22 protein-coding genes are annotated in these 24,160 nt (G+C 49.5%); 9 read left to right on the top strand and 13 right to left on the bottom strand.

Translation table 11 applies throughout. The annotated features are described in order from the left end of the window. Nucleotides 1-2: 2 nt before the first annotated feature. Both FPE01S_RS12450 and FPE01S_RS12445 read right to left on the bottom strand, forming a co-directional pair. Nucleotides 3-1,118 (bottom strand): M42 family metallopeptidase, encoded by a 1,116-nt coding sequence (locus FPE01S_RS12450; RefSeq protein ID WP_046369298.1) that lies wholly within the window; start codon nt 1,116-1,118, stop codon nt 3-5. 18 nt (nt 1,119-1,136) lie between these two features. Beyond that, nucleotides 1,137-1,616 (bottom strand): hypothetical protein, encoded by a 480-nt coding sequence (locus tag FPE01S_RS12445; protein WP_046369297.1) that lies wholly within the window; start codon nt 1,614-1,616, stop codon nt 1,137-1,139. Between the two features lie 52 nt (nt 1,617-1,668). On the opposite strand from FPE01S_RS12445, the gene FPE01S_RS12440 reads away from it, so the two are divergent. Beyond that, nucleotides 1,669-2,661, top strand: a complete 993-nt coding sequence (locus tag FPE01S_RS12440) for a LuxE/PaaK family acyltransferase (RefSeq protein WP_046369296.1) — start codon at nt 1,669-1,671, stop codon at nt 2,659-2,661. Between the two features lie 160 nt (nt 2,662-2,821). On the opposite strand, the gene FPE01S_RS12435 is transcribed toward FPE01S_RS12440, so the two are convergent. The 10 genes from FPE01S_RS12435 to FPE01S_RS12390 are packed head-to-tail and all read right to left on the bottom strand — an operon-like array spanning nt 2,822 to nt 15,161. Beyond that, the gene (locus FPE01S_RS12435; RefSeq protein WP_157474011.1) at nt 2,822-3,655 is read right to left on the bottom strand and encodes a sugar phosphate isomerase/epimerase family protein; all 834 of its coding nucleotides are present in this window, start codon (nt 3,653-3,655) and stop codon (nt 2,822-2,824) included. A 2-nt stretch (nt 3,656-3,657) separates the two neighbouring features. Continuing rightward, the gene (locus tag FPE01S_RS12430; RefSeq protein WP_046369294.1) at nt 3,658-4,992 is read right to left on the bottom strand and encodes a Gfo/Idh/MocA family protein; all 1,335 of its coding nucleotides are present in this window, start codon (nt 4,990-4,992) and stop codon (nt 3,658-3,660) included. Nucleotides 4,993-5,000: 8 nt separating this feature from the next. Then, the gene (locus tag FPE01S_RS12425; RefSeq protein ID WP_046369293.1) at nt 5,001-5,735 is read right to left on the bottom strand and encodes a 3-keto-disaccharide hydrolase; all 735 of its coding nucleotides are present in this window, start codon (nt 5,733-5,735) and stop codon (nt 5,001-5,003) included. Nucleotides 5,736-5,772: 37 nt separating this feature from the next. Next, nucleotides 5,773-6,411, bottom strand: coding sequence for a carbonic anhydrase (locus tag FPE01S_RS12420; protein WP_046369292.1), 639 nt, complete (start codon nt 6,409-6,411; stop codon nt 5,773-5,775). Further along, nucleotides 6,408-7,133, bottom strand: coding sequence for a LytR/AlgR family response regulator transcription factor (locus tag FPE01S_RS12415; RefSeq protein WP_046369291.1), 726 nt, complete (start codon nt 7,131-7,133; stop codon nt 6,408-6,410). The genes FPE01S_RS12420 and FPE01S_RS12415 overlap by 4 nt, the downstream gene beginning before the upstream one ends. Nucleotides 7,134-7,151: 18 nt before the next feature. Then, a complete protein-coding gene (locus FPE01S_RS12410) occupies nt 7,152-8,201 on the bottom strand; it encodes a sensor histidine kinase (protein ID WP_046369290.1) in 1,050 nt (349 codons plus the stop codon). Nucleotides 8,202-8,210: 9 nt separating this feature from the next. Beyond that, nucleotides 8,211-10,358, bottom strand: a complete 2,148-nt coding sequence (locus tag FPE01S_RS12405; RefSeq protein WP_046369289.1) for an FN3 associated domain-containing protein — start codon at nt 10,356-10,358, stop codon at nt 8,211-8,213. Further along, the gene (locus FPE01S_RS12400; RefSeq protein WP_046369288.1) at nt 10,358-11,386 is read right to left on the bottom strand and encodes an NHL repeat-containing protein; all 1,029 of its coding nucleotides are present in this window, start codon (nt 11,384-11,386) and stop codon (nt 10,358-10,360) included. The genes FPE01S_RS12405 and FPE01S_RS12400 overlap by 1 nt, the downstream gene beginning before the upstream one ends. 5 nt (nt 11,387-11,391) lie before the next feature. Beyond that, nucleotides 11,392-12,843 carry a DUF1501 domain-containing protein gene (locus tag FPE01S_RS12395; RefSeq protein ID WP_046369287.1) on the bottom strand — a complete coding sequence of 484 codons (1,452 nt, stop codon included), beginning with the start codon at nt 12,841-12,843 and terminating at the stop codon, nt 11,392-11,394. 2 nt (nt 12,844-12,845) lie between these two features. Continuing rightward, complete coding sequence (locus FPE01S_RS12390; protein ID WP_046369286.1) at nt 12,846-15,161, bottom strand: PSD1 and planctomycete cytochrome C domain-containing protein; 2,316 nt, start codon at nt 15,159-15,161, stop codon at nt 12,846-12,848. 146 nt (nt 15,162-15,307) lie between these two features. On the opposite strand from FPE01S_RS12390, the gene FPE01S_RS26335 reads away from it, so the two are divergent. The 8 genes from FPE01S_RS26335 (at nt 15,308) to FPE01S_RS12350 (ending at nt 21,425) form a co-directional block, all read left to right on the top strand. Then, entirely contained in the window at nt 15,308-15,430 is a 123-nt protein-coding gene (locus tag FPE01S_RS26335) for a hypothetical protein (protein WP_046369285.1), read from the top strand. 10 nt (nt 15,431-15,440) lie between these two features. After that, on the top strand, nt 15,441-15,653 hold the full coding sequence (locus tag FPE01S_RS12380; protein WP_157474009.1) for a hypothetical protein: 213 nt from the start codon (nt 15,441-15,443) through the stop codon (nt 15,651-15,653). Between the two features lie 9 nt (nt 15,654-15,662). Beyond that, complete coding sequence (locus tag FPE01S_RS12375) at nt 15,663-17,339, top strand: hypothetical protein (RefSeq protein WP_046369283.1); 1,677 nt, start codon at nt 15,663-15,665, stop codon at nt 17,337-17,339. 32 nt (nt 17,340-17,371) lie between these two features. After that, nucleotides 17,372-18,064 carry a ribose-5-phosphate isomerase RpiA gene (gene rpiA, locus FPE01S_RS12370; protein ID WP_046369282.1) on the top strand — a complete coding sequence of 231 codons (693 nt, stop codon included), beginning with the start codon at nt 17,372-17,374 and terminating at the stop codon, nt 18,062-18,064. Continuing rightward, nucleotides 18,061-19,044 (top strand): glycoside hydrolase family 43 protein, encoded by a 984-nt coding sequence (locus tag FPE01S_RS12365; RefSeq protein WP_046369281.1) that lies wholly within the window; start codon nt 18,061-18,063, stop codon nt 19,042-19,044. Before rpiA ends, FPE01S_RS12365 begins: the two co-directional genes overlap by 4 nt. Before the next feature lie 18 nt (nt 19,045-19,062). Further along, nucleotides 19,063-19,851, top strand: a complete 789-nt coding sequence (locus FPE01S_RS12360; protein ID WP_046369280.1) for a mechanosensitive ion channel family protein — start codon at nt 19,063-19,065, stop codon at nt 19,849-19,851. A 65-nt stretch (nt 19,852-19,916) separates the two neighbouring features. Next, the gene (locus FPE01S_RS12355; protein ID WP_046369279.1) at nt 19,917-20,186 is read left to right on the top strand and encodes a hypothetical protein; all 270 of its coding nucleotides are present in this window, start codon (nt 19,917-19,919) and stop codon (nt 20,184-20,186) included. A 6-nt stretch (nt 20,187-20,192) separates the two neighbouring features. After that, nucleotides 20,193-21,425, top strand: coding sequence for an MFS transporter (locus tag FPE01S_RS12350; protein WP_046369278.1), 1,233 nt, complete (start codon nt 20,193-20,195; stop codon nt 21,423-21,425). Nucleotides 21,426-21,428: 3 nt separating this feature from the next. Here FPE01S_RS12350 and FPE01S_RS12345 read toward each other — a convergent pair whose 3' ends face one another. Next, nucleotides 21,429-24,056, bottom strand: coding sequence for an MGH1-like glycoside hydrolase domain-containing protein (locus tag FPE01S_RS12345; protein ID WP_046369277.1), 2,628 nt, complete (start codon nt 24,054-24,056; stop codon nt 21,429-21,431). Between the last annotated feature and the right edge of the window lie 104 nt (nt 24,057-24,160).

The following is a 24,160-nucleotide window of genomic DNA, read 5'->3' as shown; positions in this document are numbered from 1 at the left end:
CATCAAAGATACTTCAGATTTGTCTTTGGCGTCAACGTTAATAAAGTCTCATACATCAGCCGGATAGTACTCTCGATATCTGATTTATGCAGCATCTCCACGGTGGTATGCATGTACCGTAAAGGTATGCTGATCAATACAGACGGACAACCCTCGTGGGCATAAGCAAAAGAATCGGTGTCGGTACCGGTGCTCCTGCTCACAGCCCGGAGTTGCACGGGGATCTTGTGCTTTTCGGCTACATCCTGAACCAGCTCCAGCAATTTATTATGTACTGCAGGTCCATAGGCCAGCGAAGGCCCTTTACCCAGGCTCACGTCGCCCTCGATGATCTTGTTGATCATGGGTGTGGTAGTATCATGCGTAACATCGGTCACGATAGCAATATCGGGCCGTAACCGCCGGGCAATCATTTCAGCGCCCCGCAGCCCCACTTCTTCCTGTACCGCATTGACGATATACAGGCCGAATGGCAGTTTCTTCTTGTTTTCTTTCAGCAGCCTGGCCACCTGGGCGATCATAAAACCACCGATCCTGTTGTCAAAAGCCCGCGCGATATAATTGTCGTTGGCCAGTTCATCAAACCCGTCCTGGTAGGTTACCACGGAACCTATCCGGATCCCAAGGTCTTCCACTTCCTTTTTACTCCTGGCACCGCAGTCCAGGAAAAGATTATCCACCTTTGGTGCGGGTTCCTTCTGGTCAGGGTTTCCCAGGCGGGTATGAATAGCCGGCCATCCGAAAACGGCCTTCACGGGGCCTTTTTTGCCATGAATGAGGACCCGTTGCGCTGGCGCGATCTGGTGATCAACGCCACCATTCCGCTTCAGGTAGATCAGTCCTTCGGAATTGATATAATTCACAAACCAGCTGATCTCATCAGCATGGGCTTCAATCACAACCTTAAAGGGAGCATCGGGATTTACAATTCCCACCACACTGCCATAGGGATCCACCAGGTGGTCATCGATAAAAGGCCGGATATAATCCAGCCAGACTCTCTGCCCGGTACTTTCAAAGCCTACCGGTGAGGGCGTATTCAGATAATTACGGAGAAAAGCATGTGCAGAAGCATCAAGCAGCGAAGGCTGCTTTTTAGCAGATTTCGAAACGGCCATGAAAACTATTTTGATAAATTATTGTCCCAGCAGGACGATAGGGTTAGTCGTCAGCGTGTCACTGACATTGCCGGCTTTATCCTTTACGACCACCTTGAACTGGATCGTATCATTCTTGTCAACATCCGGTGGTTGGGTTTGCAGGAAATCGCGGTAATAATCCAATTGCGAAAGGCGGAGTTCTATTTCACCGGATTTGTTGTCGGGAAACTCCGGCAAGGTGGAATAGGCAACCGGGTAAGGAAACTGCGGCTCCCTTACATTCAGCCAGACAGGAAAATAAACAATGGAACTGTCCCGCAGCCCGGAAAGATCTCCCTCCTTATCGGTGAACTTCATCGTAATGCTGAAAGCAATTTCAGGGTCAAACGGCACCACCGAACTCTGACTTTTCAGTTCAAGGGTGGGTTTGGTTTCGAATTTATCTTTGCCACACGCGGAAATTCCAGACAGCACCAAAATACCACCAGCGAAAAGCAAGAACGAATTCCGAATCATATTGCATCTATCTTGTGGACGAATTTATCAACTACCCGCTGATTAACCTAACATGCGAAGCGAATTGATTCATAAAATTTTCCATGCACCGGCTGGTGACCGGAACGAATTGATGCTGGAAGTCTACCGGTATCAATATGCGGAAAATTCTTTATACAGGCACTTTTGTGATGCCCTGAAACGAAGCCCCGACAACGTTTCTGAAATTGACCGGATCCCCTATCTGCCCATTGCTTTTTTTAAATCACACACCGTGCAGACAGGAAAATTTGAACCGGAAACCTGGTTTGAAAGCAGCGGCACCACAGGAACCGTCAATAGCAGGCACCTCATAAAGGACCTTTCACTTTACCGCGACAGCTTTCTCCGGGGTTTCGAAATTTTTTACGGCCAGCCGCAGGAATGGTGTATTATCGGTCTGCTGCCCGCATATCTTGAACGCAGTCACTCTTCGCTGGTAGTAATGGTAGACGAACTGATCCGTCGATCCAGCCATCCGGGCAGCGGTTTTTATCTCTACGAACAGAACAAACTCGCCGCGCAGCTGGAACAACTGGAAGCCGCTGGTCAGAAAACATTGCTGTTTGGAGTCACTTTTGCGTTGCTGGACTTTGCAGAAAGCCACCCAATGCGCCTGCAGCATACCACGCTGATCGAAACCGGCGGCATGAAAGGCCGCGGAAAGGAACTTACCCGGCCTGAACTGCATGCGGTTCTCGGTGAAGCTTTCCGACACCCCTCCATCCATTCAGAGTACGGTATGACCGAACTTCTGTCGCAGGCCTACGCTACCCGGAACGGTATCTTCATGACACCGCCCTGGATGCGAATCTCCTTGCGGGAAGAAGATGATCCATTGAAAATCATACCATTAGGAAACGAACCAAAGCAGGGTGTCATCAATGTGGCCGACCTTGCCAACCTCGATTCCTGCGCCTTTATTGCCACCGATGATATGGGCAGGCTCCATCCTTCCGGGGGCTTCGAAGTGCTGGGCCGGCTCGATAATTCCGATATCCGGGGCTGCAGCCTGATGGCGCTTTAATTTTTTTTTAATGAGAAGCAGCAGAACCAGAAAACCCTGAGTCTATTGTATCAGGACGGTATCTGTTTACCATCTTATTGACCAGATCTTACTGCTTTTTGCTTACCAGCCACTGAACCGGGGATAGTAAAATATTCCCGGTTTACTTTTTTCCGGCTGTTCACTTCAATTCTTTCAGGAATTTCAGGCTCTCAGGTACCTGACGGAATACCCGGTCACTTTCATCCTCAATATACTGGTACCGGACTTTCGCCTTCTTCGCTGCCTTCAGTACCCCGCGCATATCGATCTGCCCCTGCCCCAACGGCACATTATTCTGCCCCGATGTTCCACCTACCGGGCTCCTGGCAATGCCCGGCTTGAGGTCTTTCAGGTGCATCAGGTAGATCCTGTTGCCATATTTTTTCAGAATTTCTACGGGATCTTTCCCCGGAAAATATACCCACAGGATATCCAGTTCCACGCCTACCCATTCCGGCCGCGTCGCCTGCATCAGGTAATCAAAATAAGTTCCGTTACCGAAATCCGCGAACTCATACCCATGATTGTGATAACAGAACTGAATGCCATATTGCTCCTTCAGCACCTGACCCGCACGGTTAAAATCTTCTGCTGCCTTTTTAGCGACTGCCTCATTGAAACCGGTTGAGTCATGGGGAATCCAGGCTACGCGTACAAAAGACGCACCCAGCAACCGGGCCGTCTTTCCCACCTCATCCGTCTTGCTGACCAGGTCGCCGTAACTCACACCATATGAAGTACAAAACATGCCGCGTTCATCAAGCATCCGCTTCAACGCTTCGGGGGTTTGTCCGAAAAGACTGGAAAATTCAATATTATCAATGCCCATCGCTTTTATCGTGTCCAGCGTGCCGGACACATCTTTCGCAAATGCATCACGGAAAGTATAGGACACCACACCCGGATTACGCTGCGCTTTCAGCAACGCCGGGAACAATAGGATACCAATAACTAAAATGCTGATCTGTTTCATCGTTATAATTTTGGCGCCCAGCCTTTTTCATATTCGCGGTTCCACAAAGCCATGGCTTTCTTATCATTAAGGATATGGCCGTTAACAGGGTCACAATGCAACGTGTTTCCCGTCCGCCAGGCAATGTTGCCCAGTTGCGGCAGCAGGGTGGACACATGACCTTCCGCAATGGGAGAATGCAATTTTTCCTGTCCCCGGATACTGTTGATAAAATTGATCAGGTGTAACTGGTCCAGCGTTTCTCCCATTCCGATCGTGGTGGCTTCTATTTTCCCCACCTTACTCTTTTCCTCACGGATCATTTTACCACTCTCATCATGTATCCGGTAATCATCACCACCGGGAATGACCAGGGTACCTTTTTCACCATAAAAGATCACGCCCCTGCCACTCCCTTCAATCCTGTAGTCATTACAACTTCTGCCTTCCCAGAGGATCGCCGTATTGTTGTTGAATTCGTAACTGATGGTTTGGGTATCCGGCGTTTCCCAGTCATCTTTCCACTGGTACCGTCCCCCGGCAGACACTACCTTGGAAGGGAAACTAACGTCCAGGCCCCAGCGCATTACATCGAGTTCATGGGTACCATTGTTCAATGCCTCGCCGGTGCCCCAATGCCAGAACCAGTGCCAGTTATAGTGCACCAGGTTATCCTTATAGGCACGGCGCGGCGCCGGGCCCTGCCAGAGATCAAAATCAAGATTGGCCGGAACTGCTGTTTCTTTTCCCCTGCCGATGGACTTGCGGTTGTTGGTATACCAGCCTTTGGCAAAATAAGGTCTTCCGATGGCGCCATCTCTCAGATCCTGCATCGCTTTCATCACGCCGGGAAATGACCTGCGCTGATTGCCCATCTGGATCAGCCGGTTATGTACGGAAGCTGCCTTAACCAGCAACTCGCCCTCAGCCGGATTATGGGAACAGGGCTTTTCGACATAAACATGTTTTCCGGCCTGTACCGCCAGTAATGTTGCCGGCGCATGCCAGTGATCGGGAGCAGCTACAACCAGTGCATCAATATCTTTCTGTTCCAGTAATTTCCGGATATCCTTAAATCCCGGTGGTCGCTTTCCTGTTTTCTTTTCAATTACACCGAGGGTGCGGTTCATTACCGTTTCATCCACCTCACAGATATAACCGATTTCAACACCGGGAATCCCTGCAAAAAGTGTGGCGAGATATTCTCCCCTTCCGTTCGTACCCATCACTGCCAGCACCACTTTCTCATTGGGAGAACCGTTGAAAGCCAGCAATGGTGCCTGTCCTGCAACCAGCAGTGCAGCGCTTCCCATACTGGCCTGGCGCAAAAAATTGCGGCGGTCAGAATTTTTTCTCATATGGCATGCTATAATTTTCTCAGGTAGATATTTTTGAAACAGACCCTGTTCCCGTGATCCTGCAACAGGATCCGGCCCGCTTTCACCTGCCCGAATCCGGGAATGTCTTTGTATTTGCTTTCGGCCACGATAGCAGCAAACCCGGCACTACCCCTTTCGTAGGAAATCAGTTTTACTCCATTCAGCCAGTGTTCCACATGGTTACCCCTGGATACGATCCGCGCATGATTCCATTCGCCGACAGCATGAACCGGTTTAGTATCCGGGGCAGGGATGAGGTCATACAGGGAGCCCAGCGTACGGTTACCATTACGACCCAGTTTGGCATCAGGATGGCGGGCATCATCCAGTATCTGGAATTCCAGGCCGATTGCCGAGCGCGGGTTTTGCGGAACTGGTTGTGCAGGGTCCACAAAATATTTGATGCCGCTGTTCGCACCTTCCGTGATCCTGAAATCAACCAGTAACTCGAAATCGCTGTACAACTCCCTGGTTACAATATCTCCGCCATTAACAGACTCCTTTCCTTCAGCAGGGTCCACCATCAGCATCCCGCTGTCGATCTGCCATCCTTTAGGGGGAAAGTCGTCAATAAACGCACCTTTCCATCCTGAAGCACTGTGGCCATCAAACAACAGGATCCAACCTGCCTTAACTTGTTTCCTGGAAAGCGTATTATCCTGACCGTTAGCTATCAGGCCTGCCAACAGCAGCAGTTGCAGGCAAAGCAATATTTTTCTCATGAGGGTAAATTAGTAAAAAATGATCTCCGCCGGTTCCTCACTCGCCGGTAAGCCGGTAGATCTCCTGAATATCCTTCAGGATATTGGGAAAATCCAATTTCAGGTCAATCAGCTCCCCGTTGCGGATATCGAAAACCCAACCGTGCACTTCCGGGTATCCATGGTCCATATATCCCTGCTGTACACTGGCAAGCTTACTCACATTGACGCATTGTTCCTGTACATTCAGTTCTACCAGCCGGTTATACCTTGCACCTTCATCAGAAATGGAGTTAAGTTCTTTCTTGTGAAGCCGGTACACATCCCTGATGTTGCGCAGCCAGGGATTCAGGATGCCGAGATCTTTGGCTTCCATTGCTGCTTTAACGCCCCCGCAATTATAATGGCCACAAACGATGATATGTTTTACACCAAGGTGGCGTACGCCGTAGTTCAGCACCGCCATCACATTGAGATCGGTCGAGTTGACAAGGTTCGCAACATTACGGTGTACAAACACTTCTCCCGGCTCAACTCCCATGATCTCTTCTGCGGTCACCCGGCTGTCACTGCATCCGATATACAGGTATTCCGGGTGTTGCGACCGTGCAATCTTTTCAAAGAACTGCGGGTCACCTGCCTTTTTCGCGGCAATCCAGCGCCGGTTGTTTTCGAAAATCTCTTCGTAGGTGGTCATGATTTACTTTTTTTATGCTGACTTAATATCTGGTTGAACCGGTCCAGGTAAGTACTGCCAACGGGTATCGCCTTGTCCAGGAGATAAACCTGCTGCCGTTCAACAACATCCACTTTATCAAGGGCCACAAAGTAGGATTTGTGAATGCGAACGAACCTCGATGGAGACAGCAATTCTTCCAGTTGTTTCATGGTCTGCAGGGTAACCAGTTTACGGGTCCGCGTCACAATGCACACATAATTCTTCAGCCCCTGGATATAAAAAATATCGTCCAGTTCCACCCTTACCCTTTTGCTGTCAACCTTTACAAAAATATAGCCTCCTGAAGCCGGACTAAAATCGGGTTGTTGTTTTTCCCATCCGCCCGGTACTTTTAAATTATAGGCTTTTTCCACGCCCCTGTAAAACCGTTCAAAAGAAATAGGCTTCAGCAGGTAGTCCACAACATTGTGCTCAAATCCATTGATGGCATATTCATGGTATGCCGAGGTAACGATCACCATAGCCCGGTTCCGCAATAGTTCCATGAACTGAATGCCGTTCAGCTGGGGCATCTGAATGTCGAGAAAGATCAGGTCAACACTTGTCTTGTTCAGTTCGAGCAAGGCATCCATCGGATTGGAAAAGCTGGCCGTCATTTCGAGAAAAGGGACCTTGCTCAAATGATCTTCCAGCAGCCTGATTGCGAGTGGCTCGTCATCTATTACCCAGCATTGCAACATCTCCAAAAATAAAGAAATCTACAATGGGAGTTCCAGGTCAACCCGAAACCGGTTGCCGTCGCGGTTGATCTGCATTGTCTGCCTGCCTTTATAAATGAGTGCCAGCCGCTTTTCCACATTAACCAGTCCAATGCCGCCCATCCTGTCTTTCAGGTAATCGTTCACACTGTTTTCGACTGTAAAAAAGAGCGTATTCCTGTCAACCTTTAACTGGAGAATCACAGGCTTTCCGGGATCATCCACAATGCCATGCTTGAACGCATTTTCAACCAGCGGAAAAAGGATCAACGGGGCCACCCGCACGGCTGATGTATCCTGTTCGATACTGAATTGCACATACACGGGACCTTCATACCGCAATTTCTGCAGATCGATAAAGCTGTTCAGCACATCGATCTCCTTGTCCAGCGAAACCCTGTTGTCGTGGTCTTCCTTTTCGTAGATCATATACCGGAACAGATCAGACAGCTTCATGATTCCTTCTGCAGTCCTGCTGGTCTTCTCCAACACCGCCATGGAATAGAGGTTGTTCAGCGCATTGAAAAGAAAATGTGGATTTACCTGCATTTTCAGAAATGCCATCTCAGCAGTGATACGCTGGTTTTCCAGCTCTCTTTTTTTCCGGTCCGTCAGCACCCAGTCCACAAAACTGCGGTAGGCCAACCCGATGAGCAATGAACAAAAAGTGTTGCGGATCGTAATCCAGACAAAATTCCTGGCAACTTCAAATTCTGATAGCCCGGGAAGACGATAGGAGATCAGGACAATGTCATCAAAGATCCGGCCGATAAAATACTTGAGGATTCCGAATCCCAGAATGGCAACTATATAACTGACTGAAAAAAGAAGGTAACGGCGCGTCTGAAAAAATCGCGGCGTAATGTAAAAAGCAGAAATCCAGAAAATGACGAAATTGACCAGTCCAAAGATGCCGTATTGTATCAGGAAAAGCCCCGTGAAAAAATAGGATGGCGCCTGGATGAGTATTTCCGGAGACATCATGAACAGGATGAGGATCATCCACCCGAGCAGTAACCACCCGGTCCTTTTCCAACTGTGTTGATACATACTGTCTGGTTACTGTAAAAATATCTCATCCACGAACACCCACCCTTTTTCATTTTTGCCCCGGTGCCATTTGGGAAGTTTCTGGGTACTCTGCACATGGAGGCGCAATTCAGTAACCTCCCGCTCCGGAAAGGTGCAACTGAAAATAGTCTGGTATGCAGCAGAGTCCTGCTGGGGTTGACGGGGCGATGTCTGGTAAAGCAACTGGTAAGGCTGGCTGCCCTTTCGACCAGATAGCTCAATACCTGTTGCCGGGAAAATATAACTGGGTACATCAACAAGGGCACTCAATTCCAGCCGGTTCAATGAAACGGGCTTGTTGAAGCGCATATACAATTCCAGTGGATGATTCCTGAATCCCAGGTATTGTTTCTCCCGGTAAATCATACCGCCCTTTTCACCGTCGAACAATGTTGCCGTGCCTTTTCCCTGGTAACCGCTGTCCGGCGCAAATCGGAACCAGGTGGAATCAGGCATCTTGCCCTTCAGGTAAAAAAATCTGGTGATGGTTTCACTCCCTACCCAACCCTCCCGGAAAGCCCGTACACGTACCGGTGTACTTGTTCTGATCACCACAGGATGCTGGTAAACAGGTGAGGTAATACTATCGGGAACCGAGCCATCAAGCGTATACCGCAGTATTGTACCAGGGAAGAAATGCCTCATGCTGATGCTGTCAAGGTCTGCAAAGATCACTTTATCATTTTCAATCACCGGTGGATTCAGTTTGATCTTTACAGTGTCACTGAAAAAGCCGCTTTCCCATTGTATTCCGGGATATGCTTTAGCCAACTGCCGTATATCGGCGTCCTTTGCACCCATGCTCCAGCAATAAACGGTTCTTACGGAAGGAATACCTGCGATCGCTTTTAAACCGGTGGCAGACACTTTGGTACCGGTTACAGAAACTTCCCGCAGAAAAGGCAGTTTCGCCAGCCTGGAAACACCGGCATCGGTAATATCAGTGAAAGACAACCGAAGTTCCCGCAGGTTGCTGAATTGAGCAACCACTTCCAGGTCCTTGTCGGTAACAGGCATTTTATCGAGACCGAGAGATACAAGCTGGTTTTTGACTGGCAGCAATTCTTCCAGCGATTTCCCTGAGTAGGCTTTTGCGCCAAATAGATTGGCCGTCAATGCCGGAGATCCGGTTGAAATAGGAGCAACCAACCGATAGTGATTGTTCAGTTTTTCAACAGTTCCGGATGAAGCTGGCTCAAATGTATAATACTCTGTTCCCGAAGTTTTAAAATTAGATTCCGTAAGCACACGCAGGCTGTCATCTTTGGGAAGATCCGTAAGCTTTACTGCCGTGTTGGCTCCGCTGCGGATCCAGTAAAACAGGATAGCCGCTTCTTCCGGTGTCAGTTCAGGTTTGCCTTTTGGCGGCATCCGCTTTTTGTCGTCCAGCGGCAAATGTATCCGCCGCAATAACAGGCCGAAATCCTTTGCAGTGGAATCCCACAAGATTCCGTTCTTGCCCCCTTTCAGAAAACCGATCTTGTCCGTCATCACCAGTTCACCTTTTGCCTTCCGGCTGTTGTGGCAACTATTGCATTTGGTATCCAGTATGGGGAGAATTACATCGTCAAAAACTTTTGCATCTTCCAGTGCAATGATTTTCTTTTCCTCCCGCGATGCCAGCGGGGCAGTCAGAAAATCCTCGCCATGGGTGATGCCGGCACCTTCATGGCCGGTCACCAGCAGCAGCAGCAACATCACAAAAGACCCTGCTCCCAGGATCCAGCGCCGCTTCCTGATTCCCCGGCGTCCGGCATACCAGGCACAACAACCAAGTGAAACCAGTATACCCGTCCATTTGTGCCATAACAATTGCCCGGCGTCATATCCGGGTTCGCGTGACAATAACATACCACAGATGGCTGCAGCTGCTGCTGTTCCTGCCGTGGCCAGCAACAACGTATCTCCGGTTTTTTCCGCCAGGTCGGAAGGCAGGAATCCAAGCGCCCGCAACCCTTCCCAGGTAACGGTCAGGATCACCAGCACCAGGGGAAAATGCAACACGAGCGGATGCAACCTTCCGGCCACCTGCAACCAGGCAGGCAGGTGAAGCCTGGATTCCATCAGGAGTAAAAAAACGAGCAGGCAGTTCAGGGCGAATACGCCATTGTATAAAAACTGTTTCCGGTTGCGCATCACGATATCAGCGAAAGTTTATAAGGATACACCTTGCCAGAATTCCATTGAGCAACATACATATTCTCCTCATCATCGATACAAACATCGTGCGGGTAAACAAAAGCAGGGGTTTCCTGTTCCATGGTTTTCAGCTGGCCGTTTTCATATGCCGGTGCAAAACCGCCCGGATTGGAAACAACTTTGTTGTTTTTGTCAAGAATGGTCACAAATCCGGATCCTTTCCACTGGCGGTTGTTTGACTGCAACACAGCGGCATACAGGTATTCACCGTGTATGACCGGGCGGCAAACCCATGCCCCCGGCATTGCGATGGTTTCAAGATAGTTCCCCTGAAGGTCATACCGCTTGAAGGCATTCTCCTGGCGTGACGTCACGATCAGGCTGGGTGTTTTCGGTTGCCGGAGATCTACTACAATGCCGTGGGCATTCAGCAATGATCCCTTCTCTGTCCCCTTGCCACCGAAATACCCCAGGTAATTTCCTTTGGCATCATAATGATGCACATAATCTTTACCATATCCGTCAGCTACATAAATATCACCATTGGGAGCAATAGCTGTTTCTGTAGGAATATACTCCTCTGCTTTTGCATATAATCCTGACGCTGCAGGATAATCCAGCACCATCAGTTCCCGCCCGTCGATAATCGTCTTGATCACCTGGTGACGGTTGTTGTCGCAGATAAATAATACGTCCTGCCCGTTCTCATTGAACAGTGTGAGCCCGTGTGCACCGGGATAGGTGGTGCCCCAGAAAGAAATCAGCTTGCCTTTTTTATCGTAAATAAGCACATTGTTGTGCGTATCATTGGTAAGCAACAGGATTCTGCCCTTGCTGTCCTGCACCATTTCATGACAGTCGTTAACGGGATTCCTGGTTACATCGGCCTTGCTCCACGTTTTGTCAAGCCTGTATTTTTTCTTGTTATGCCCGAGTATAACGTCATCTCCCGCCGTAACAAATCCACTGCCGATGATTGCACCTGCTGCCATTGCACTTTGTTTTACAAATTTTCTGCGATCCATTGTTGCTATGTTTTAATGATATCCTTTACAACATTCCCGGCGACATCTGTCAGCCGGTAACGGCGGCCAAGGTGTTTGAAAGTAAGCTCTTCGTGATTCAATCCCATCAGGTGAAGCACTGTTGCATGAAAGTCATGTACATGCACGGGGTTCTTCACGATGTTATATCCAAATTCATCTGTTTCACCGTAGACGCCGGGTTTCACCCCACCGCCTGCCATCCAGATCGTGAAACAGCGGGGATGGTGATCCCTTCCGTAATTGTCTTTTTTAAGAAGGCCCTGGCAATAGTTGGTCCGACCAAATTCGCCGCCCCAGATGACGAGCGTCTCATCCAGCAGCCCCCGCTGCTTCAGATCCTTAACCAATGCCGCTGAAGCCTGGTCGGTATCCTGGCATTGCCCACGGATCTCATTGGGAAGATTTCCGTGGCCATCCCAACCCTGGTGATACAACTGCACAAAACGCACGCCGCTTTCTGACAGTTTCCTGGCCAGCAGACAGTTCGCTGCGTAGGTGCCCGGCGTGAGGCAATCCGCACCATACATCTTTACGATCGACTCTGGTTCTTTGCTGAGATCTGTAATTTCCGGAACGGCAGTCTGCATCCGGAAAGCCATTTCATATTGCTGAACTTTCGCCTTGATCTCGGGATCCGCAAAGTTTGCATAGTTCTCATTATTCAGTTCAGCGAGTTTGTCCAGCATCTCACGCCTGTCCGTTCCCGGTATCCCCTCGTGGTTATTGAGATAGAGTACGGGATTTTCTCCACTGCTGAACTGTACTCCCTGGTGCACAGAATCAAGAAAACCATTTGTCCATAGCTTGGAATAAACACCCTGACCATTCCCTTTTCCTTTGGAAAGCAATACACAAAAACCGGGGAGGTTCTGATTCTCACTGCCCAGGCCGTAACTCAGCCAGGCGCCCATACTGGGGCGATTCCCCACCTGTGCACCGGTCTGGAAAAAAGTAAGCGCAGGATCATGGTTAATGGCTTCGGTATACATACTCCTGATCACGCAAAGTTCATCTGCAATGCCGGCAGTATGTGGCAGCAACTCACTAAACCACGCACCAGTCTGGCCGTGTTGCGAAAAATTAAAATAGGATCCGGCAAGCGGAAATTTCTTCTGATCTGAAGTCATCCCGGTAAGCCTTTGACCCATCCTGATGGATGCAGGCAGATCCTGTCCGAAACGCTCGCTGAGCAATGGCTTGTAGTCAAATAAATCCAGTTGAGATGGCGCACCATTCTGGAACAGGTAGATAATGCGTTTGGCTTTGGGAGCAAACTGCGGTAATTTCTGCAGCAACGCCTCCTGTTGATCCTTACCCGAAAACAGATCAGGTACCAGCAATGAACCCAGCGCAACGCCACCAAGCCCCACACCCAGGGTGGTCAGGAAGCGCCGGCGATTAATATTCATGTGGAATTCCAACTGTTCTTTTTCCATGTTCACGATTTTACGATGGCTTCTTCCATGTTATAAATGAGGTTGATGGTCTTCATCAGCGCCGCCTGCTGCGCTTTATCTGCAGTGGGATCAGGAGGATACTCCCCTACCGCTACCGTTTTGGCAGCGTCCAGTTTTCCCTTCCGGAAGGCATCCAGTTGCTGTTCGAAATATTTGCCCAGGATTTCTTTTTCTTTAGATGACGGCGCCCGGCAGAGGATGGTTCTGAACGCCAGGCTGATATTGGCTGTTGCATCTTTATTTCCAGCCAGTAATTTCTGCGCGAATACGCGCGAAGCCTCCAGCACCAGGGGGTCATTCAGCATGGCCAGCGCCTGCAAGGGAGTATTGGTCTGAAGGCGCTTTACTTCACACTGATCACGATTGCTCGCATCAAAAAGGATCATCGAAGGAGGTGGAACAGTAAGCTTGATAAATGTATAAATTCCTCTCCGGTAAAGTTTATCACCTTTATCCTGCTGGTAGGTAGCCAGTTCTCCGCGGCCGGAAGTAGCAGCTTCCCAAAGGCCTTTGGGCTGATACGGTTTCACGCTGGGACCGCCAATTTCACTCACCAGTAAACCACTTGTACTTAATATGAGGTCCCGTACCGACTCTGCCTGAAGTCTTACGCGTGGCGCATGGGAATAATAAATGTTTTCCGGATCCTCCTGCAATGCTTTCTTCGACACCCTGGCAGACTGCCGGTAGGTATTACTCAACAATATCTGCCTGATCAACCGCTTAGTATCCCATCCATGTTCCATAAAATCCACTGCAAGCCAGTCAAGCAACTCCGGATGCGATGGAAGGTCACCCTGCATGCCGAAATCTCCTGATGTTTTCACAATGCCCCGTCCAAAGATCTCCTGCCAAACCTGGTTGACCCAGACTCTGGCAGTAAGCGGATTCTGCCTGCTGACAGTCCACTGGGCAAGGCCCAGCCGGTTGCGGGGAATATTTACCGTATCATAAGACATCACAGCAGGCAACGCAGCCGGCAACACCTGTACGGTTGGCTGATCATACACACCACGGTTCAATACGAAGGTCTTGCGCAGCGTATCGTTCTCTCCCATCACAGAAACCATCAGTGACCCGGTGTCTTTATAATTAATAAACTGCAGTGTATTATGAACCTCATCTGCCGTAAGCTTCAATACCGGCATTTTCGCCGGCTTCGAACTTGTGATATCACCTTCAAATCCGAGCTCTTTCGCGTTGTTAAAAAACGCAAACAACCTGTAGTAATCCTTTTGCGAGAACGGATCATACTTGTGATCATGACATTGCGCGCATTCAACCGTCAGGCCCAATACGCCTTTACTATAGGTCTTCGTCTTATCGAGATTGTATTCAATCCGGTACTCCTCGGGTATTACGCCACCTTCTTCTGTGTATTTGTGGTTCCGCAAAAAACCGGTAGCAAGTATCTGTTCCCTGGAGGCTCCCGGTAACAGATCTCCTGCCAGCTGCCAGGTGACAAACTGATCATAGGGCAGATTTTCGTTGAAAGCGTGAATCACCCAATCGCGCCATGCCCACTGTGTACGGATATTGTCATCCTGGTAGCCATAGCTGTCTGAATACCTGGCGACGTCTAGCCAGTGTACAGCCATTTTTTCACCGAAAGCTGTGCTGTTCAGCAACTGATCCACCCTTGCCGCATAAGCCGCATCATCCGGCTGTTGCAGGAAACTGTCTAAAACCGCCGGCGTTGGCGGCAAACCGGTAACGTCCAGTGCAGCCCTTTTCAGCAGGTGTTCGGGATCTGCAGCATCATTATGTTCGAGTCCGGCCTGGTCCAGGCCTGCCAAAATGAAATAATCGATCTCGTTCTTTGCCCACTTTTTATCGGAAACCTCGGGCAGTGCCGGCTTTTTCGGCGCTGTAAACGCCCAATGACGCTCATATTTTGCTCCCTGTTTGATCCACTTCCGGAACAGGGCTACTTCTTTTTCTGATAATTGTCCGAGATGCGAATCCGGTGTTGGCATCTGGTAACCAGGATCATCGGAAACAATCCTCCGGATCAGTTCCGAAGAATCAGGAAATCCTGGAACGATTGCAAATGCGCCTTTGGTTTCCCGTAACGCCGCAAGCGCCCGTTCCGGAATATCCAGCCGCAAACCGGCTTCCTGGTGATTCACATCGGGACCGTGACATTTGAAACATTTATCCGAAAGAATTGGGCGGATATGAAAATTATAGCTGACCTGGTCGGGTAACCGGTCAGCATCGGGTTGTTTCTGCATACAGGCGGCAAGTACGGCAACGCCTGCTGCAATACTGGCAAGTACAATCAGGGGCTTATTCATCGCAATATTAAATATACCGGTTTACCCGCAGATCCGTGCAGGATGTTAATGAGCGCATATTTTATGATAAAAAATGAGGAACTTTTACCGCAACAGCCCCTGGATTGGCTGGCATATTATTTTTTAAAGCATTGAAAACTTATTGCATGAAAGACTGGCTGAGAACACTGATCGCTGGATACGGCGCCTACAAATGGGGAGGTGGATGTCTTGGAACCATCGTGGTCTTCTTCCTTATTTATTGGTTGCTGGGGTACAGCGGTTGCTAAAAAAATAAATATGAAAATCAATTATTTACTGGCGATGGCCGGAACATCGCTCGCATTGGCATGCGGCGGCCCGGATAAAGCGCCTGACGGAAGCGGCACGATCAACAACGACAGCACCTCTAAAACCGATACCGGCTACATGACCCCTGAAGACAGTGCCAGGAATGCTAAATACAGTCAGCCCAATTCCGATAATCCGCCAAAGCCACTGGAACAACATTAATTGCCATGCATGAAAAAAATCCTGATTGGCATTATTGTATTATTAATACTGGTGGCCGGAGGTTATCTCTACCTGCGCCGTTACCTGAAAAGCCCTGACCTGAGCCGCAACCTGCGGGAAAGAATATACCAACTCGTGAATGAAAAAAGTAATGGCAGGTACCAACTGAGTATCGGCGATATCCATATCGATCCCGACAACCAGTCTGCGTCATTACGGAACATCGAACTGCTGCCGGATACATTGCTCCTGCAGGATGGCTTGCGCTACCGGTTAAAACTGGACAACATTCTGCTGAAACATGTCGATATCGCAGCCATACTCGCAGCACAACAGGTTAAACTGAACAACATTACAGTTTCCGGCGGCGAACTCGAGATCACCAGCCTCGGTCAACTGAAAGAAAAGTCCGATACCACAAAGGCACCAGATATCCGGGAAAGCAGCAAAAAGATCCTGCGTTCTGTAAAAAAATCGCTGAACAGCATACTGGTGGATACTATCCAGCTTAACGATATCGACGTCACGTATTTCAACCGGAAACACCAGAAACACCTGGTGAAAAAAATCCACATAGACCTGTACGATCTCGCGATTGACTCAGCCGGACTGGCAGATACGAGCCGTTTCTTTTTTGCCCGCAGCATCAATGTTGCCATCGACAGCCTCCGGCTACCGGTTTCGGATAACCGATATCTGTTAAGCGCCGAAAAACTTCTGGTGATTGCCGGCAGCAAACAACTTACCCACATCAGAGGTTTAAAACTACAGGCAGTCCCCACCCGCCCGCTCGAAACAGCTGCAGCACAGGCAGGTGTACAACAAGACATTTACGCAATTGCCATAAAGGAAATAACGGCTACCAGTCTCCGGTTTTCAGCGTTGCTGGAAGACAGTACCATCAGCGCTGCCAATGTATTGATGAGTTCCCCGGTCCTCCAGGTATTTAACGACAAATCAAATCCGCCGGCAACTAAAAGTAAGGTCGGGCAATACCCTCACCAGTTGTTGCGGAAATTTCCATTCCGGCTGAACATACCCTTGCTTGTGGTTGAAAATGGCGCAGTCACCTATCTTGAAAAGAATGAAAAAGGAGACGGTGTGGGCAAGGTCTATTTTACTAAAGTGAATGGAAAAGTCGGTCCTCTATCGGGTAAAGGCACCGGCATCAGGCCCTTCACCGCAGATTTCGACGCACTGTTTATGGGAAAATCCGGTATGCACGTGACTTTTGATTTTCCCCCGGTGAACGGCCATTTTGCAGTCACCGCCCGCTTCCAGTCATTCGATGTACGGCAACTGAATGAAGCCTGTCTTCCACTGGGCAGCACAGCGCTTCAATCCGGAAAGGTCACCCGCTTATTTTTCCGGGTGGAAGGAAACGATAACTCCGCCACCGCCGTCACCACGCTGAACTATGAAGGACTAAAAATTGCGGCTATGAAAGGCAGTGAAGACGAAGGGTTCAAGAAAAAGGGTCTGCTCAGCATGATCGCCAACACCTTTATATTGCATGAGAACAATAAGCCCGGAGACAAATTTCCTGATCAGACAATTGCAAGCTACCGGCGTGTCACTACCAAATCTTTTTTCAACCTGGTGTGGAAATCTGTTTTCTATTCCGTGAAAGGCAATACAGGCGTGGGTTTAAAGGGACGGGACAAAGACCGCGCCACCATCCGGTAATGAGCATATGCCGGAAATCAGTATTTTTCCGCATGCTTTCAAACGACGATATCAAAAAAAACCTCGGCTTTGCCGCCGCTGATTATGTAAGTAGTGGCATGACGATCGGTGCCGGTACCGGCACCACTGCTTACTGGTTCCTGCAGGCCCTGGGCGAAAAAGTAAAACAGGGGCTCGATGTAGTTGCAGTACCTACTTCTACTGCAACTGCCAATCTCCTGATCGAGAATAATGTGCCGCTGAAAACACTGAATGAGGTGGACAAAATTGACCTTGTTTTGGACGGGGCTGATGAGATCGACCCAGCCTTCCGCCTGATCAAAGGTGGTGGTGGTGCACACCTCCAGGAAAAAATGGTTGCCGCTGCTGCCGATCGCATGATCGTTCTTGCGGACGCATCAAAACTGGTGTCTCAGCTGGGCAGGTTTCCTTTACCGGTAGAAGTGGTTCCCTTCGGATACCGCCAGGTGCAGCAGAAGATCGCAAAAACCTATGGCATCGACGTGACCGTTCGTGAAAAATTCGGCGCTCCCTTCATTTCCGATCACGGCCATTATATACTCGATTGTCATTTCGGGACTATTGCAGACCCGTTAAACCTGCATGCCTGGCTGAACCAGATTCCCGGTGTAGTGGAAAATGGACTGTTCCTGCAATATGCAACAGCCACGCTGATCGGTTATCCCGATGGCAACATCATTTTTACGCCCAATCCCCAACGATGAAAAAACTATTATTTGCCGGTGTGCTGATTGGTGCACTGTTGAACGGTTATGCACAACCGAAACCTGCCGGATATTCCGGCAATCCGCTGTTTCCCGGTTGGTATGCGGATCCCGAAGGAATTGTATTCGGGAAGAATTACTGGATCTATCCCACTTATTCTGCACCCTATGAAAAGCAGGTTTTCATGGATGCGTTTTCTTCACCCGACCTGGTAAACTGGACCAAACACTCCCGGATCATCGATACAGCTGCTGTGAAGTGGGCAAAACGCGCCATGTGGGCGCCATCGGTGATCGAAAAAGATGGCCGGTATTTCCTGTTCTTCGGCGCCAATGATATCCAGAACGACAAGGAAAAAGGCGGCATCGGTGTTGCTGTTGCCGACAAGCCGGAAGGACCTTTCCGCGATTATCTCGGCAAGCCCCTCGTCGATAAGTTTCACAATGGTGCGCAGCCCATTGACCAGTTTGTATACAAAGACGTTACCGGCCAGTACTACCTGATCTACGGCGGCTGGCGGCATTGCAATATTGCGCGGCTTAAACCCGACTTCACCGGCTTCGAACCATTTCCTGATGGAAAAACTTTCAAAGAGATCACGCCGGAGAAATATGTGGAAGGACCATTCATGTTCCGGCATAACGGAAAGTATTATTTCATGTGGTCGGAAGGTGGCTGGACGGGTCCGGACTATAGCGTTGCCTATGCCATTGCTGACAGTCCCCTGGGTCCGTTTCGCAGGATCGGTACAATCCTGAAGCAGGACCCCGCCATCGCTAACGGCGCCGGTCACCACAGCGTCATCCAGGTACCCGGAAAAGACCAGTATTACATCATCTACCATCGCAGGCCCATTACAGAAACTGACGGAAACTCCAGAGAGACCTGTATTGAGGTGTTGCAATTCGACGAAAAAGGACTGATCCGGCCGGTCAGGATCACCCGTGAGGGTGTTCCCGCTCAGGGCATAGTTTTTTAGGCAATTGCCTGAAAAAAGATGAAGTGGGAATGGAATACAATTTCACAGCAGTTATCCGGTTGGATTATAGATAAAGGGCCAGGCATCCTTGCAGCCATTGTATTGCTGTTTGTGGGACTGTGGTTGATCAGGCTGTTCGGAAAATGGATCAACAAACTGCTAGACGCAAAAGCAATCAGCCCTACCCTGCGCTATTTCCTGCAGAATTTTGTGGTGATCTCCCTGCAGGTTCTGCTGATCCTTGGTGTATTCCAGGTAGCCGGGATCCAGCTCAGTTTTATGGCGGCGATCATTGCAGGGTTTAGTGTTGCGGCTGGCCTTGCACTGAGTGGCACCCTGCAGAATTTTGTTGGTGGTATCCTGATCCTGTTGTTACGTCCCTTCAAAGTCGGAGATAATATCATCACACAATCTCAGGAAGGTACGGTGCAGCAAATTCAGCTTTTCTTTACTACCGTGCTCACATTCGACAACAAGACGATCATTATTCCAAACGGACAGTTGTCTAACAACGTAGTGATCAACCTCAGCCGGGAAGGAAAACGTCGTATGGATATCACCCTGAAATTCGGTTACACCAAACCGCTGGCAGATGTGCAAAACGTGATCGAAACAGCACTCGATAAACTGGATGCTGTTTTAAAAGATCCTCCCCGGCGGATTGGTGTGGCAGCGCTGGAACCCGACAAATACGCCGTGACCATCGAAATCTGGATAAATGCCCATGGATTCCGCGATGCACAATATGTTATACAACGGCAAATCATGGAAGATCTGGTTGTTTCCGGGCACCTTGGCGCAAATTGACTACCCATTCACCTTAGGTTGAAAACTTCTTTTTTGCATGTGGATTTTTGGGTATATTTTGAATTATGGATAACCACTATTCGACTTTGCAAACCATCTATTCCATCGTGAAGGAGGACAATGATCCAACCAGTTATCCCTGCAAACCTGCACAGATCATCGTAAGACAGTTTCTTCCATGGGATACCATCCTTTCCCATATTATGCAGTTGCACGAAGAGGGACTCGTGCGGTTGCAACAACTGGAGCGGGCCACCCTGGTGCACATCACCCAGGAAGGTTTGCTTCGTGCGAACAGCCAGACCACTCAGGCTGTTACCAGTTCTATCAAATAATATCTTTTGCAGACAGAAGCCATCAGTGGGTTCACGCCCTACCAGCGGTTCATTATCGCTATCCTCGGACTATTACAGTTCACGATCGTACTTGATTTTATGATTATCTCACCGCTTGGTGATATCCTCATGAAATCGCTTGACATCAACACGGCACAATTCGGACTAATTGTTTCCGCGTATGCCTTCAGCGCTGCTATTTCAGGCATAATGGCCGCCGGATTCGCCGACCGGTTCGACCGGAAAAAACTACTCCTCTTTTTTTACACCGGATTTTTACTCGGAACGGTCAGTTGCGGCATGGCCGACAGTTTCACCCAACTGCTGGCAGCACGTATTGTTACAGGACTGTTCGGCGGGGTGATCGGTGCAGTTTCTCTGGCCATCGTTGCTGACCTCTTCCGCCCGGATCAGCGCGGCCGGGTGATGAGCGTCATCCAGATGGGCTTTGCCGGCAGCCAGGTGCTGGGTATACCGCTGGGACTATTCCTTGCCAACCGGTGGACCTGGCATGCTACTTTCCTGATGATTGCAGCTTTCGGGCTGCTGATCGGATTGGCCGTCCTCCTTAACATGCAACCGGTAACTGCACACCTCGACAACCGGACGGACAAAAATCCACTGCTGCACCTGTGGCATACACTACTGAATAAAAGATACCAAACCGGTTTCCTGGCAACCACATTTCTTCCTGTCGGCGGATTCATGCTGATGCCATTCGGCAGTGCCTTTATCATCAACAACCTGTTGCTGACCCAGGAAGACCTGCCGCTGATCTTTATGCTCTCAGGAATATCCTCCATTATCATCATGCCGATGATCGGGCGGCTCAGTGACCGGGTTGACCGGTTTAAACTATTCGCTGCCGGCAGCGTGCTCTCGATGATCATGGTACTCATCTACACGCATCTTCCACCGGTGCCGCTCTGGCTGCTCATTATGGTCAATATGATCATGTTTATGGGCATTATGAGCCGGATAATACCGGCGGTGGCATTGAACACGAGTATTCCGGAAATGCACGACAGAGGTGCTTACATGAGTATCAGTGCATCCCTGCAACAAATGGCTGGCGGTGTGGCTGCCATGGCAGCCGGACTCATCGTTTTTCAGCCGCATCCCCATAGCCCCATTGAACATTACCCCCGTTTGGGATGGGTCGTTACAACGGTGGTACTGGTCTGTATCTGGCTGGTATACCGTGTCAGCCTGATTGTTAAGCAACCGGCAACCAAATAAACTTCACGATGACCTGGGAGCTTCATCCGTGTTGAGCATCACGATCAGGTTAGCCAGCAGGCCCGTCCAGCCTGTCTGATGAGAAGCGCCCAATCCTTTACCGGAATCGCCATGAAAATATTCGTAAAAGTGCAGGTACTGGTTAAACTGCGCATCCTCCTGCAGTATGCGGCATTCCCCGGATACCGGCCGTTTTCCGGACGCGTCCGGCAGGTACATACGCAGCAATCGCTTCGCCAGTTCAGTACCCACCTCTTTCAGCGTCAGGTATTTTCCTGAAGCAGTCGGAAACTCCAGCCGGAAATCATCACTGTAATAAAAATGAAACTTCCGCAGGCTTTCAATGATCAGGAAATTCATTGGCATCCAAACCGGGCCGCGCCAGTTGGAATTGCCGCCGTACATATCGCTGTCACTCTCCCCCGGCACATACCTGACTGTCAGGTCAGCCCCTGCAAAATTCAGCCGGTAAGGCTCCTGTTCATATTTCCTGGACAATGACCGCACACCATAATCACTCAGGAACTCAGTTTCATCGAGCATGCGCATCAGCAGGCGTTTCATCCTGTGACCACGCAACAGGCTCAGCAGGTGCTTCTCGTCCTTGCCCGTTTCATTCCAGCGCGACACCAGGTTGGCAAGATCGGGACGATGCCGGAGGAACCAGTCCATCCTTTCCGCAAATTCAGGATGGGCATCCAGCGTTTCCTTCGTAATCACTTCCACCGCAAAAAGCGGGATCAGTCCCACCATGCTCTTTACCCGCAGCTTTTCTAAACGCTGATCCGGCAGGCGATACTGATCGTAAAAAAATTCATCGGTTTCATCCCACAGGCCACTGCTGTTCTTCCCCATATAGGCCATCGCCCCGGCTATATAAAGGAAGTGTTCAAAAAACTTGGTGGCCATGCCCACATAAGTCTTATTATGGTATGACAGCTCCAGTGAAATATGCAACATATTAAGGGCATACATAGCCATCCAGCTGGTAGCATCCGCCTGCTCCATCATATATCCCTGGGGCAGCGTTGCACTCCGGTCAAAAACGCCGATATTATCCAGGCCGAGAAATCCACCTTCAAAAACATTGCTGTTGGTACGGTCTTTCCGGTTGACCCACCAGGTAAAATTGATCACCAGTTTATGAAAAACAGATTCCAGGAAGGCATAATCCTTTTTCCCTTTTGCCTTTGCATCAAGTTTGAAGATCCGGTAAACAGCTCCGGCATGCACCGGCGGATTGACATCACGAAGTGACCATTCATAGGCAGGGAATTCTCCCGCCGGATGCATGTACCATTCCTGCGTGAGCAGTTTCAATTGTTCCTTGGCAAAGTCCGGATCTACCAATGCGATGCTCACGCAGTGAAACGCAAGATCCCAGGAAGCATACCAGGGAAATTCCCATTTATCCGGTACCGAGATCACATCATTGTTGTAAAGTTGCGGCCAGTTGTGATTGCGGCCGCTTTTCCTTTCCGGTGGCGGCGAAGGCATCGCCGGATCACCATCCAGCCACTGCTGAACCTTGTAAGAATAAAATTGCTTGTTCCATAACATGCCAGCCAGCGCCTGCCGGTGGATCTTTTTCTCCTCCGCATGTTGTATCTGCTGCTGGTGAGCGGCATAAAAGTCATCTGCCTCCCGTTGACGCAAAGCGAATAACCTGTCAAATTCTGCAAAGGCATCTGTCTGTTCCTGTTTGCATAACCGGAACCGTAATACGCCTGTACCTGCGGCTTCGAGATGCAGTTCATAAGACAGCGCCCCCTTTGTGCCACTACCGGCCGGGTTGACAGTGGGATAACGGTGAATGATAAAATCATTGATGCCATCCTTCGGGTATGCATTACTGGTAGTAGCCCCGTAAAGCCGCCGGTTATTGGTCTCGTTGTCGCAGAACAGCGGCACCGGCGATCCCTCAAAATAAAAATGCTGCATATCCAGTTCCTCATGCCGGATGGCCAGCACCTGGCTGGCAGCCTTAGACAGTGAAGGACGATAACCGTCCCTGCCCCATGACCAGGTGTTGCGGAACCACAGCGTCGGCAACACAACCAGGCTTGCAGCATGAGGGGCGTGATTGACGACAGTGAGTTTTACCAGTATATCATCAATATCCACTTTGGCATATTCGATCATGCAATCAAAATATTCCCCTGTGTCAAAAATACCTGTGTCTACGAGTTCGAATTCCGGGACCTGCCGCCCGCGACGCCGGTTTTCCAGCAGCAACTGCTCATACGGAAATTCCTTCTGCGGGTACTTATACAACATTTTCATGTAAGAATGCGTAGGGGTCGCATCAAGATAATAATACACTTCCTTCACATCTTCACCATGATTGCCTTCACTGTTGTTCAAACCGAACAACCGCTCCTTAAGGATGGGATCCCGCTTATTCCAGAATGCCCATCCCAGGCATAAGAGTTGATTATCATCGCATATGCCCCCAATTCCTTCTTCACCCCACCGCCACGCACGACTTCTGGCCATGTCATGGGTAGTGTAATTCCAGGCATCTCCATTACTGCTGTAATCTTCGCGTACTGTTCCCCACTGGCGGTCGGAAACATACGATCCCCATCGTTTCCATTCTGGCTGTTTTAATCTTTCCTGCTCCGGATTCATCAAAAAAACTAATAAGTGTTAATACGGTTTTTATTCTTTCTTTAAGAAAATGCGGAAGGCTTTTTTATCAATTTTAACGTCCTTTGCATATATGACGCTAAATT

This window comes from Flavihumibacter petaseus NBRC 106054 (genome assembly GCF_000974785.1).
Lineage (GTDB): Bacteria > Bacteroidota > Bacteroidia > Chitinophagales > Chitinophagaceae > Flavihumibacter > Flavihumibacter petaseus.
This window is presented reverse-complemented; position numbering and strand designations above follow the sequence as displayed.